General features: G+C 69.8%; 12 protein-coding genes. 3 read left to right on the forward strand and 9 right to left on the reverse strand.

The features are described from left to right. Positions 1 to 613: 613 nt before the first annotated feature. The 5 genes from GA0115240_RS25550 to GA0115240_RS25570 form a co-directional block, all read right to left on the reverse strand. Positions 614 to 2383, reverse strand: coding sequence for a glycoside hydrolase family 27 protein (locus tag GA0115240_RS25550; RefSeq protein ID WP_093740078.1), 1770 nt, complete (start codon positions 2381 to 2383; stop codon positions 614 to 616). Positions 2384 to 2658: 275 nt separating this feature from the next. Beyond that, positions 2659 to 4173, reverse strand: a complete 1515-nt coding sequence (locus GA0115240_RS25555) for an MFS transporter (RefSeq protein ID WP_093740080.1) — start codon at positions 4171 to 4173, stop codon at positions 2659 to 2661. A 159-nt stretch (positions 4174 to 4332) separates the two neighbouring features. Beyond that, a complete protein-coding gene (locus tag GA0115240_RS25560) occupies positions 4333 to 5007 on the reverse strand; it encodes a TetR/AcrR family transcriptional regulator (protein WP_093740082.1) in 675 nt (224 codons plus the stop codon). A 145-nt stretch (positions 5008 to 5152) separates the two neighbouring features. After that, the gene (locus tag GA0115240_RS25565; RefSeq protein WP_237555200.1) at positions 5153 to 5929 is read right to left on the reverse strand and encodes a YhjD/YihY/BrkB family envelope integrity protein; all 777 of its coding nucleotides are present in this window, start codon (positions 5927 to 5929) and stop codon (positions 5153 to 5155) included. 149 nt (positions 5930 to 6078) lie between these two features. Continuing rightward, positions 6079 to 7053 carry a magnesium transporter CorA family protein gene (locus GA0115240_RS25570; protein WP_093740086.1) on the reverse strand — a complete coding sequence of 325 codons (975 nt, stop codon included), beginning with the start codon at positions 7051 to 7053 and terminating at the stop codon, positions 6079 to 6081. A 187-nt stretch (positions 7054 to 7240) separates the two neighbouring features. Between GA0115240_RS25570 and GA0115240_RS25575 the strand changes: the two genes are divergently transcribed. Genes GA0115240_RS25575 through GA0115240_RS25585 form a run of 3 tightly spaced genes read left to right on the forward strand, consistent with a single transcriptional unit; the run spans position 7241 to position 9815 of the window. Next, positions 7241 to 8437 (forward strand): ABC transporter ATP-binding protein, encoded by a 1197-nt coding sequence (locus GA0115240_RS25575; protein ID WP_093740088.1) that lies wholly within the window; start codon positions 7241 to 7243, stop codon positions 8435 to 8437. After that, positions 8434 to 9153, forward strand: a complete 720-nt coding sequence (locus GA0115240_RS25580; RefSeq protein WP_093740090.1) for an ABC transporter permease — start codon at positions 8434 to 8436, stop codon at positions 9151 to 9153. Before GA0115240_RS25575 ends, GA0115240_RS25580 begins: the two co-directional genes overlap by 4 nt. Beyond that, positions 9150 to 9815 carry an ABC transporter permease gene (locus tag GA0115240_RS25585; RefSeq protein WP_093740092.1) on the forward strand — a complete coding sequence of 222 codons (666 nt, stop codon included), beginning with the start codon at positions 9150 to 9152 and terminating at the stop codon, positions 9813 to 9815. The genes GA0115240_RS25580 and GA0115240_RS25585 overlap by 4 nt, the downstream gene beginning before the upstream one ends. 57 nt (positions 9816 to 9872) lie before the next feature. Here GA0115240_RS25585 and GA0115240_RS25590 read toward each other — a convergent pair whose 3' ends face one another. The 4 genes from GA0115240_RS25590 to GA0115240_RS25605 all read right to left on the reverse strand — a co-directional run. Beyond that, entirely contained in the window at positions 9873 to 10472 is a 600-nt protein-coding gene (locus tag GA0115240_RS25590; RefSeq protein WP_256069976.1) for a GTP-binding protein, read from the reverse strand. Then, positions 10459 to 10899 (reverse strand): DUF742 domain-containing protein, encoded by a 441-nt coding sequence (locus GA0115240_RS25595; protein WP_093740096.1) that lies wholly within the window; start codon positions 10897 to 10899, stop codon positions 10459 to 10461. Before GA0115240_RS25595 ends, GA0115240_RS25590 begins: the two co-directional genes overlap by 14 nt. 37 nt (positions 10900 to 10936) lie before the next feature. Next, the gene (locus GA0115240_RS25600) at positions 10937 to 11404 is read right to left on the reverse strand and encodes a roadblock/LC7 domain-containing protein (RefSeq protein ID WP_202451737.1); all 468 of its coding nucleotides are present in this window, start codon (positions 11402 to 11404) and stop codon (positions 10937 to 10939) included. A gap of 2 nt (positions 11405 to 11406) precedes the next feature. Continuing rightward, on the reverse strand, positions 11407 to 11614 hold a 208-nt coding region (locus tag GA0115240_RS25605; protein WP_141708961.1), incomplete at its 5' end, for a hypothetical protein.

Below are 11614 nucleotides of genomic sequence, written 5' to 3' on the forward strand. Positions count from 1 at the left end.
GCGTGGGGTGCGTGGGATCGGGGGTGACACGTTCTGCTGGCATCTGCCGCTTTCCTGTCCTCGTTGGCACATGGCAAGAGAAAGGGGTGAACGTGGGGGGAATATCAACTCGCGAGGAGACTTTAGAACTCCGCGAATAGGCAGGGGAAGCCCGGTGGGACCGTTTCCGGGCGGGCCGGCGGATATCCAGTCGATTGTTTCGACGGCGTTCCGGGGAGATGACATTCGGACGGTCGCCAATCCCCAATGAATCCGGGCCAATGTGCCGCTTCCGCGCTGCGCACGGGCGCTGAGCTGCAGCGTAAGAGATGTTTGAAACAAAAACTAAACAAGGACATCGCCACTGTGTCGCGGGCATGACAAGCTTATTGGCGCATGCGGCGCAGCTCGCCACGGCGAGAGCGAATTTCCCGGTGTCCTACCCGTTTCCTGCGCCTGCTACGCATACCGCGTCCGCTGCCCGCGCCATCGTCCGGTCCGGCTTCCCGTCGGCCGAATACCGGGCGCGGGGAAAGGGGGTCCCGCTTCCGGAAGGGGTCGCCGGCTCCGACGCGTGCACGCCGAACCGCCCCGCGGCGGGTCTCCGCTGCGGGGCGGTTCGGGGTGCGGACGGTCAGCCGAGCGTCCACTGCTGGTTGTTGCCGCCGTTGCAGCCCCACAGCTCCAGCCCCGAACCATTGGGGTTGGTGGCGCCGGTGACGTCCAGGCACAGGCCGGACTGAACGCCGGTGATGGTGCCGTCGCTGTTCTTGTTCCACTGCTGGTTGGCGCCGTTGTGGCAGTCGTAGATCTCCACGGGCGTGCCCGCCGTGGTCTGGTTGTTGTAGGCGTCGAAGCACTTGCCTTCCAGGCCGAGGGCCTTGGTGGCGGTGTTGTAGGTGACGTTCTGGTTGGGACCCCCGTTGCAGTCCCACACCGCCAGCTGGACGGCGTTGTAGGTGGTGCCCTGCGGGGAGTCGGCGCAGCGGCCGGACAGCTTGGAGACCAGCGGGGCGCCGATGGTGCCGTGGCCGGCGGCCGGGGTGACGCGCAGCAGGCGGGAGCCGTGGGTGGGCAGCGAGGCGGTGAAGGAGCCGCTGGAGGTGCCCAGGTCGGTGTGGCTCCACAGGTCGCGGACGGTGGCGCTGCCGGTGAAGCCGAGGTCGGACCAGTTGGCGGTGGCGTTGGCGGTGGAGCCCGCCAGGTTGAACAGGGCGACGGTGTAGGTTCCGTCGCCGTTGTAGGCCCACCAGGTCTGCTGCTGGGCGCCCTGCGCCACGGGGTGGGCGGGGCGGCCGTCGCGGTCGACGCCGAGCACCTCGTCGTTGGTCAGCAGCGCCAGGTCGCCGGAGTCCATCGCCGTCAGGTCGGTGCCGAGGATCAGCGGGGCCGAGGAGACGGCCCACAAGGTCACCTGGGTGCGGCGTTCGTCGGGGGTGAGGCCGGTGGCGGCGCCGTTGCCGACCTCGACGGAGTCCGGGTCGCCCCAGCCGCCCGGGCTGTCGTACTGCACCCAGGCCGGCAGCACGTCGAACCGCTGGGAGACGTTCGACCAGTTGGTCAGGGTGCTGCAGTAGCACTCGACATCGCCGTTGGTGCGCCACCCGTTGGAGTTCGCCTTCCAGATCGGGCCGTTCTTGACGTCGAGGGAGTTCGACAGCTGGAAGTGGATGGTGCGCCCGGACTGGTTCAGGGCCTGCGACCAGTGCTGGATGTCGGGGATGTCCCCGTCGCCGACGCCGTCCATCTTCAGGTAGTCCACGCCGTAGGAGGCCAGCAGGTCGGCCCAGGAGTTGAGGAAGGCCTGCGCCGCGGCCGGGTTCTTGTTGTAGTCGATGTAGTACATCGAGCCGTTGCCGAAGTTGTAGTTCGTCTCGTAGCTGGTGGTGCTGGAGACGATGTCGCGGGCGTGGAACGAGGTTCCCTGGATGGGCGTGTTCTGGTTGTAGGCGGCCACCGGGATACCCGGCGTGAGGTACATGCCGAACTTCTCGCCCTTGCCGTGCACGTAGTTCGCCACCGACGCCATGCCGTCCGGGAACTTGGCCGTGTCGACCACCCAGCGGCCGTAGGAGTCGACGTTCGACGCGGGGTTCAGGTAGTAGAAGTCGTCGATGTTGACGTAGGTGTAGCCGTGGCCCACCAGGCCGGTCGAGGCCATCGCGGCGGCCTGCGCCTCGATGTTCGCCTCTGTCGGGTTCTTGCGGATGAAGCTCCAACTGCTCCACCCCGCCTGGGGTGTCACCGCGGCGCCGTTCCCCTCGGCGTGGGCGGCGGGCGCGGCGGCCAGGCCCGCGCCGTAGAGGAAGGAGGTCAGCAGCGCGGCGACGGCGAGCGCGCACAGCCAGCTTCTGTGCCAGGGGTCGCCTCCGCGTCCGGGCCGTCGCGGTATCGAGGCAGTCATGGGCTCTCCTTGCCTGGCGTGGGGGGAGGGGCCCGGAGGTGCCCGGCAACCCCTGAGCGAACGTGTCGCATAGTGGTTGCCCTTGCGTAAACGCGTCAAGAGAAATGACAGAAACTCAAAGATCCCAACGGAAAGCACCAGCGCGGCTGGTGATTTCCCGTCAGGACCGGACGCGGAACTGCCCCGGTTGCCGCCGCGATGCGGCGGGCCGGGGCAGTTCCGTTGGTGCGCGGGCGCTCAGCCGCGCGGGCTTCCCGCGCGGGCCGGGGCCGGCGTCAGTGCATGACCGCCGGCAGCTTGACCTCGTCCTGCGCGCCGTCGGCGCTCGATCCGACCAGGGTCGAACCGGGGCGGCCGACGTTGATGAACGTCACCGCGATCAGCGCGGCGAGGGCTTCGATGCCGACCGCCCACCAGATGGCGTGGGTGTAGCCGTGCACCAGGCCCTGCGCCTGGAGCAGCTTGGGGCCGCCCGCGCCCGCCACGTGGGCCGCGACGTACGCGGTGGTGGCGGAGGCCGCGACGGTGTTCAGCAGCGCCGTACCGATGGCGCCGCCGACCTGCTGCGAGGCGTTGACCATCGCCGAGGCGACGCCCGCGTCACGCGGCTGGATGCCGTGCGTGGCCAGCGACATGGCCGGCATGAACGCGGTGCCCATCCCGAGGCCCAGCAGCACCAGGCCCGGCAGGATCACGCCGGGGTAGGAGGAGCCGACCTCCAGCCGGGTCAGCAGCAGCATGGCGACGGCGGCGACGGCGAAGCCGGGTCCCATCAGCAGGCGCGGCCGGACCCGGGTGACCAGTCGGGTGCCGATCTGGGTGGAGCCCACCACGAAGGCCGCGACCATGGGGAGGAACGCGAAGCCGGTCTTGATCGCGGAGTACCCCTGGACGACCTGGAGGTAGTAGGTCAGGAACAGGAAGACGCCGAACAGGCCGATGATGGCCAGACCCAGCGAGGCGTACACACCGCCGCGGTTGCGCTCGGTGACCACGCGCAGCGGCAGCAGCGGCGCCTTGACCTTGGACTCGACCCAGGCGAACGCGGCCAGCAGGACAGCGGAGGCGACGAACAGGCCGATGGTCGAGGGGGCGGACCAGCCGCTGGTCTCGGCGCGGGTGAAGCCGTACACCAGCGAGACCAGGCCCAGGGTGGACAGCACGACACCGGGGACGTCGAGCGGGGAGCGGTTGCGGCCGCCCTCGGGCTCGCGGATCACGAAGTAGGCGCCGAGCGCGGCGATGATCGCGAAGGGGATGTTGGCGAAGAAGGTCCAGCGCCAGTTCAGGTATTCGGTCAGGACGCCGCCGAGCAGCAGGCCGACCGCGCCGCCGCCGCCGGCGATCGCGCCGAAGATGCCGAAGGCCTTGGCCCGCTCCTTGGCATCGGTGAAGGTCACCGCCAGCAGCGACAGGGCGGCCGGTGCGAGCAGCGCGCCGAAGGCGCCCTGCAGCGCGCGGGAGCCGAGCAGCATCGCCTCGTTGGAGGCGGCGCCGCCGAGCGCGGAGGCCAGGGCGAAGCCGGTCAGTCCGACCACGAAGGTGCGCTTGCGGCCCCACAGGTCGGCGATGCGTCCGCCGAACAGGAGCAGGCCGCCGAAAGCGAGCGCGTAGGCCGTGATGACCCACTGCCGGTTGGCGTCGGAAATACCCAGCGAGTGCTGGGCACTGGGCAGCGCGATATTCACGATCGTCGAGTCGAGGACGACCATCAACTGGGCCAGTGATATGAACACCAGCGCCTTCCAGCGCCGGGGGTCGGGAAGCCGATTTTCGACCGTTTGTGGCATGGGTGTATCCACCTAAGGGTGTGGAAAGGAAAAGTGCGCAGGCGCCAGCGGCTGCGGGACTCAGGAAATCAGTAGGTGGTCGCGGTGCGCGGCCACATGTCGGGCACTAGGAAATCTCTGGCCCCGGCCCGGGAGAAATCAGCGGGTCGGGGATGTCGTTCAGGTGTGGAGACAGGGCGTCTCCGGGAAGCGGGGACGCAAGTGCTCCAGGTCGGTGGAGTTGCCGGGCAGTTCGGAGGGGGCCGAACTCTGCAGGCCGTCCAGGAACAGTTCGAGGTGCCGGTGGGCGACGCCGTCGGTGTCCAGGCAGCCCATCCCCGGCAGCGGCCGGGTGAGCTGGGACAGGGCCACCACCAGATCGCCGGCCGAGACGTCCCGGCGCAGCGCTCCGGCCTGCCGGGCCCGTTCCATCAGCCCTTCGACGGCGTCCTCGAGGCGCTCGCACTGGGCTTTCACCACCGGGTCGTCCTTGTCGATCCCGCTGACCAGCGTCCCGCACAGGGCGCCGAGCCGCTCGTCGACCGCCGCGTGCGCGAAACGGCGCAGCGCGGTGAACGGGTCGGTCTCCTGGGCGGCGACCGCCTCCGCGTGATCGGCGGTGCGGATCATGATGGACAGCAGGACGTCGTGGATGAGGGCGCCCCGGTCGGCGAAGTGCCGGTAGAGCGTTGCATTGCCGACGCCCGCGCGGCGAGCGATCTCGTCGAGCGGGGCCTCGGCGCCGAATTCCACGAATATCTCGCGGGCCGCGGCCACGATCAGCTCCCGGTTGCGCAGAGCGTCCGCGCGTGTACGGGGACCGCGGCGCGTTGTTCTTTCGGCAACGGTTGTCACGACAGACTCTCCTTCCAGCAGCGGGGATCTTGCGGTTCATGTGCCGTTCATAATCGGGGATCCGTTCCCCGGTTTTCCGCCACGTGGGTGCAAACGGGGAAGCACTCACCGGTTATTTCATTTGGCCGATGTGACCTGAGGCACATCAGGAATCGCGCCGTACCCGGGCCGCTGTGGTGTGTTCGTGGAAGACCCGGCCCACCAGCACGCCGCCGTAGACGACGAAGCCGACACCGACCAGCCAGGACTGGATGACCAGCACGGTCCCGAAGGGGCCGTAGGTCACCGCGTTCGAGGCGATCAGCGGGGAGAAGACGAGGCTGGAGAAGATGTGCAGCCCGAGCAGGCCGATGGCGGTGGCGACGGAGCTGGGCAGCAGGGCCCGCCAGCGGACGCGTCCGTTGGTCAGGAAGCGCTGGGACCACAGGAAGAAGATCAGCGAGAGCACCAGTTCGCCGATGCCGGCCAGCGTCTGTTCCGCGTCGGTCTGCGAGTGGCCGTCGAGCTTGATGGCGAGGATGAGGAAGGCGATGAAGACCGCCAGCCACATCACATGCCGCCAGGCCGAGCGCCATTTGGCCGCCGGCAGCGACCAGGCCTTCTCGTACCCGGTCTGCAGCGCCGACCCGAACGACAGGCCGAAGACGGCCAGGCCCACGAAGCCGAACGCGGTGGTGCGGCGGAGCGCCTCGGCCGGGCTGCCGAAGAGGTCGGCGATGGGCCGGCGGGACGAGGGGGCCACGCCGAGCACCCGCACCAGCCACTGCCCCGCCCCGAGTCCGCTGCCCGGGTCCACCGCCGCGATCAGCAGCAGCAGCGGCACGAGGGTGAGCGTCGCCAGCGCCGCGAAGCCCAGCGACCGCGACATCAGCTCCACGTCGATCCCGCGCTGCACCAGCTGCCCGACGGGCGAAACGGTCATGCGGTGCCGTCGTTCCTCCCACCGATGCCGCCGTTTCGGCCCGCCAGGGCGTTTCCGATTCACATATCGCTTCATACCGGTCAGCGACGCCCCGCTCCAGTACCGGGCACCGGAGTGATCGGCGCGCCCGGCGCGTCAGCGGCGGCCGGTCAGAGCCAGTCCTTGCGTTTGAAGACGAAGTACAGCCCCGAGGACAGGGTCACGATGGCGCCGCTGGAAGTGGCGAATCCCCACTCGTGGGAGAAGCCGGGGTACGGGAGGTTCTGGCCGTAGAAGCCGGTGATCGCGGTGGGGACGGCGATGATCGCGGCCCAGCTGGTGACCTTCTTCATGATCAGGTTCATCCGGTTGGACTGGGCGGACATGTTCGTCTCCATCGCCGAGGCCAGCATGTCCCGGACGGATTCGGTGCGCGCGGTGGCGCCCACCGCGTGGTCGTAGACGTCCTGGAAGTACGGCGCGAGCGGGTCGGTGATCACATGCAGGCCCGGGCGCATCAGGGTGTTGACCACCTCGCGCATGGGCATCACCACGCGCCGCAGCCGGACCAGGGCCCGGCGCAGGACGTACAGGCGGCGGTGCGCCTCGCGGATCTGCCGGGGGTCCTCCTCGAACAACAGGTCCTCCAGCTCGTCGACGAGGTCGTCGAGCTGCTGCACGGCGGCGTAGTGGCCGTCCACGATGAAGTCCAGCAGGCCGTACAGCAGGAATCCCACCCCCTCCCGGGCCAGCTCCGGGTTCTGGTCCCAGCGGGCGACGACCTCCTCGACGGGGAAGGAGTCGTCATTGCGGATGGTGATCAGCGCCTGCCGGGTGAGGAAGACGCCGACCTCGCGGACGGACACCTGGGTGGCGTCCGGCGCCAGCTCCACCGCGTAGGCGTTGAGGTAGGCGTGGTCGGGGAACTGGTCGAGCTTGGGGCGCTGGCCGCCCTGGGAGGCGTCGTCCAGGGCCAGTTCATGGAAGCCGAACTCCCGGGCCACCGCGGCGAAGACCTCCGGCCCGGGCCGGGACAGGTCCAGCCACACCACCGACGACGGGTCGGCGAGATGATCGGAGATATCGTCGGTGGGGAAGTCCTCCAGGACCAGGGTGCCACTGCGGTACAACCGATTGCGCGCCATGTCCAGAGCCTAGCCAGCCCGGGCTCCGCCGCCCGTGACCGCCGGCGCCGACAACGGCGGGGTCACGGTCGGCGAGGACGATGACAGCCCGCAACAGGCTCGGTCTAAACTTCCCCCCGCAACGGCTTGTGCGACGACCTCGGAGAACAAGCCGACTCATGCCCAATCCCGAAGGGTATTCGGCACCTTGATACGTATGGAGTCAGTGACCAAGCGGTACCCTGACGGCACCACAGCGGTCGATCGCCTGTCGCTGGAGATACCGGACGGCGCGATCACCGTGCTGGTCGGACCGTCCGGCTGCGGGAAGACCACGACGCTGCGGATGATCAACCGGATGGTCGAACTCAGCGAGGGCAGGATCCTGCTGGACGGCGCGGACATCCGGGATCAGCCGGTGAACGCGCTGCGCCGGTCGATGGGTTATGTCATCCAGAACGCGGGGCTGTTCCAGCACCGCACCATCGTGGACAACATCGCCACCGTGCCCCGCATGCTCGGCTGGGACCGCGCCCGGGCCCGCAAGCGGGCCACCGATCTGATGGAGCGGGTCGGCCTGGACGCCGCACTCGCCTCCCGCTACCCGTACCAGCTCTCCGGCGGGCAGCAGCAGCGCGTCGGGGTGGCCCGGGCGCTGGCGGCGGACCCGCCGGTGCTGCTGATGGACGAGCCGTTCTCAGCTGTGGACCCCATCGTCCGCAAGGGCCTGCAGGCGGAGCTGCTGCGCATCCAGGCCGAGTTGGGCAAGACCATCGTCTTCGTCACCCACGACATCGACGAGGCCATCCGGATCGGCGACATGATCGCGGTCATGCGGACCGGCGGTGAACTGGTGCAGTTCGCGGCGCCGGACGAGCTGCTGTCCGCGCCGGCCGACGCCTTCATCGAGGACTTCCTGGGCACCGACCGGGGCATCCGGCGGCTGTCCTTCTTCACCTCCGCCGGCCTCGAGCTGACCACCGCGCCGATCGTGGCGGCCGACGCCAGCGCCCAGCAGGTCGCCGAGCGGACCTCGCCGGACTTCCCGTACCTGCTGGTCACCGACACCGACGGCAAGCCGCTGGGCTGGGCGGAACCGAAGGCGCTGGCGGCCGGTGCCGGGAGCGTCAAGCAGGGCGAACTGCTCTCCCACGGCCGTCCGTTCGAGTTCGGCCGGGAGTCGCTGCGCGACGCGCTGGACTGCGCGGTGCTCTCCCCCACCGGCTGGGCGGTCGCGGTGGACGGCACCGGACGGGTGGTCGGTGTCACCTCGCAGGAGTCGATCGCCGCCGCCATCCGCAGCGCCCACGCCGAGCGCGGCGCGAAGGCCGCCGCGGACGGGTCCGGGACCGCCCCCGCGGTTCGCCCGGCCAAGGCCGCATCCGCCTCCCGAGCCGCCCGATGAGCAGCTTCTTCAGCATTCCGAGCGATCTGCAGCACTCCTACGTCGGCCTCATCGGACTGCACCTCAAGGAGGGGCTGCTGCCCGTCCTGGCCGGGCTCGTCGTCGCCCTGCCCCTGGGGCAGCTGTGCGTCCGCTTCAAGTGGCTCTACCCGCCGGTGCTGTGGGTGACGACGGTGCTCTACGCGATCCCGTCACTCGCGTTCTTCGTGGTGCTGATCGACTGGACCGGCGCCACCGAGACCACCGTGATGATCCCGCTGGCCGTCTACAGCCTGGTGCTGCTGGTGCCGGCCATCGTGGACGGTGTCCGCTCGGTGCCGCAGGAGACACTCGCCGCGGCCACCGCGATGGGGTTCGGGCCCGTCCAGCGCTATCTGCAGGTGCAGTTGCCCATCGCGGTGCCCGCCATCATCGCCGGCCTGCGGGTCGCGGTGGTCTCCAGCATCAGCCTGGTCAGCGTCGGCGCCCTGATCGGCAACCAGGGGGCGCTGGGCAATCTGCTCGCCGACGCGCAGTTCTACCACCGGACCAATCTCGCGGTGAACTCCGTGGCCACCACGGCCGTGCTGGCGATCGTGCTGGACGGCCTGCTGGTCCTGCTGCGCGTCGCGCTCACCCCGTGGATGCCGCGCGGCACCCGGACCCGGGACCGGGGCGGATCGGCCGACGCCCGGCCGGAACCTGTGGCAGTCGCCCTGGAGGACGCCGCCCGATGAACGTTCTGCACTTCATCAACGCCTTCTTCAGCGACGGCTCGCACTGGCACGGCTACGACGGCATCCCCAGGCGCCTGCTGGAGCACGTGCAGTACAGCCTGATGGCGCTCGGCATCGCCGCGGCCATCGCCCTGCCGATCGGCCTGGTCACCGGGCACACCGGACGCGGCGGCAACACCTTGTCGCTGATCGCCGCCGCGGCCCGGGCGCTGCCGAGCTTCGGTCTGCTGGTCCTGATCAGCGTGGTGATCGGGATCGGGCTGACCCCGGTGATGATCCCGCTGGTGGCCCTGGCCGTACCGCCGATCCTGGTCACCACCTACGAGGGCATCCGCTCCGTCGACCCGGCGCCGGTCGACGCGGCCCGCGGCATCGGCATGCACCCGGCGAAAGTCCTCTTCCAGGTCGAACTGCCGGTCGCGCTGCCGCTGATCCTCAGCGGTCTGCGATCGGCGGCCATCCAGGTCGTCTCGACGGCGTCCATCGCCGCCTACGTGGGCCTGGGCGGGCTCGGCCGCTATGTCGTGGACGGCCTCTACCAGCGCAACTACGAGAAGGTGGTGGGCGGCGCCACGCTCATCGCGGGCACCGCGCTGCTGACGCTCGGCGTGTTCTGGCTGATCACGCGGCTCGTGGTATCGCCGGGCGTGCGGCGGAGCTGACAGCCGCCCCCGTGCGACGGCCGGTCCGTCGCACGGGGGGATCAGCCGGCGCCGCCGTCAGCCCGCGGCGCGGCTCAGCGCCAGCTCCAGGACCACCAGCAGCGCGTCACGCACCGAGCCGCGCTCGCGGGCGTCGAAGGCGATCACCGGCACCTGCTCGGCGACGTCCAGCGCCCAGCGGACATCCTCCAGCTGGTGCTCGATCCGGCCGTCGAAGGCGTTGACCGCGACGGCGAACGGGATCTCCTTGTGCTCGAAGTAGTCGACGGCGGCGTGGCAGTCGTCCAGCCGCCGGGTGTCGACGATGACGAGGCCGCCGAGGGCGCCTTCCACCAGGTCGTCCCACATGAAGCCGAACCGCTCCTGGCCGGGTGTGCCGAACAGGTAGAGCTTCAGGCCGGCGTCGATGGTGATGCAGCCGAAGTCCATGGCGACCGTGGTGGTCGTCTTGTGCGGGGTGTGGCTGAGGTCGTCCACACCCGCGGCCACCTCGGTGATGTCGGCCTCGGTGGTGAGCGGGGTGATCTCGGAGATCGACCCCACGGTGGTGGTCTTGCCGACGCCGAAGCCGCCCGCGATCACCATCTTGACCGGCATCGGCGGCCGGGTGGCGGTCTGCTGGGCAACTCCGCCGGCCAGCGGATCAATCGGTGTCACGGAGTGTCCCCCGGGAGTCGGGGATGGCGCGGAGACCATCGATAACCCTTCGCAGTACTGAGGCGTCCTGAGCGGTGCCGCTGGTGGGCAGGTAGACCGCGAGCTGGCCGGTGGACTGGAGGTCCTCGGCGAGCACCCGGACCACGTTCAGATGCAGCCGCAGCCGGGCCGCGGCCTCCGCCAGCGACTGCGGGACCCGGCACAGGGCGACGATCTCGTGCCGCTCGAAGGACAGCAGGTCGAGCCCCTCGATCCCCGCGGCGGTGGTCACCACCTGGGTTTCCACCGGCATCGGCGGCCCGGACCTGGTGCCCGCCACCCGCCCCGCGGTGACCAGGAACGGGCGTACGGCCGGGGCCCGCCCGACCGGACCGCCGGAGGCCGCCGAGAAGGCGTCCGCACCGGCTGGCGTGTCACCGGCCGTCATGGCCTGTCCCTTCCTCGCCCTCTGCGCCCCGGACGGATCACCTGCTCGACGCGGAGCCGACGGTGTTCTTGAGTTCGAGCACGAGCTGCGGGCTGAGCGCGGAGCCGGCCCGGTTGGCGAACACGGTCATCTCGTAGGCGATGTTGCCGAGCTTGGCCTCCTTGGAGGTGACCACGCCGAGCACCGCGCCGCTGCCGATCGCGGAGACCAGCACATGGCCGTGCTCCAGATCGATGATCACCTTGTTGAGGCCGCCCAGGCCGTAGTTCCCGGCCGCGCCGGCCGCCAGGCTGGTGATGCCGGAGACGATCGCCGCCAGCCGTTCGGAGTCGGCGGGATTGCGCAGTTGGGAGACCGCGATCAACAGCCCGTCGGAGGAGACCGCGATGGCGTCGACGACGCCCGCGGTCTCGGTGGCGAACCGATTCAGCAGCCAGGTGAAGTCGGCTGCGGCGGTGCGCAGATCGGCGGGTGCGGCCTGCCCGGCGGTGTCACCTGTCGGCATTGTCACTGTTCCACTCCTTCCGGGGACCCTGCTTCGTTGATCGTTTTATCAGCAGCCGCCGCGTCGCGGTGCGCCCGCTCCACCGCGGCTTCGAATTCGTCGATTTCCGAACGGACTTCCTCCGCGTCGACGGGGCGCACCGCCTGCCGCATCGCGTGCCGCTCGGCGTCGGTGACCGTCGTCTTGAGCGTGGCTCCGCGCACCCGGCGG

This window comes from Streptomyces sp. DvalAA-14, assembly GCF_900091855.1.
Taxonomy (GTDB): domain Bacteria; phylum Actinomycetota; class Actinomycetes; order Streptomycetales; family Streptomycetaceae; genus Actinacidiphila.

Excerpts from the sequence above, each read along its gene's own strand:
- GA0115240_RS25600 (WP_202451737.1), bottom strand. The coding sequence starts at position 11,404 with ATGCCGACAGGTGACACCGCCGGGCAGGCCGCACCCGCCGATCTGCGC.
- GA0115240_RS25550 (WP_093740078.1), bottom strand. The coding sequence starts at position 2,383 with ATGACTGCCTCGATACCGCGACGGCCCGGACGCGGAGGCGACCCCTGG.
- GA0115240_RS25595 (WP_093740096.1), bottom strand. The coding sequence starts at position 10,899 with ATGACGGCCGGTGACACGCCAGCCGGTGCGGACGCCTTCTCGGCGGCC.
- GA0115240_RS25555 (WP_093740080.1), bottom strand. The coding sequence starts at position 4,173 with ATGCCACAAACGGTCGAAAATCGGCTTCCCGACCCCCGGCGCTGGAAG.
- GA0115240_RS25565 (WP_237555200.1), bottom strand. The coding sequence starts at position 5,929 with ATGACCGTTTCGCCCGTCGGGCAGCTGGTGCAGCGCGGGATCGACGTG.
- GA0115240_RS25570 (WP_093740086.1), bottom strand. The coding sequence starts at position 7,053 with ATGGCGCGCAATCGGTTGTACCGCAGTGGCACCCTGGTCCTGGAGGAC.
- GA0115240_RS25585 (WP_093740092.1), top strand. The coding sequence starts at position 9,150 with ATGAACGTTCTGCACTTCATCAACGCCTTCTTCAGCGACGGCTCGCAC.
- GA0115240_RS25580 (WP_093740090.1), top strand. The coding sequence starts at position 8,434 with ATGAGCAGCTTCTTCAGCATTCCGAGCGATCTGCAGCACTCCTACGTC.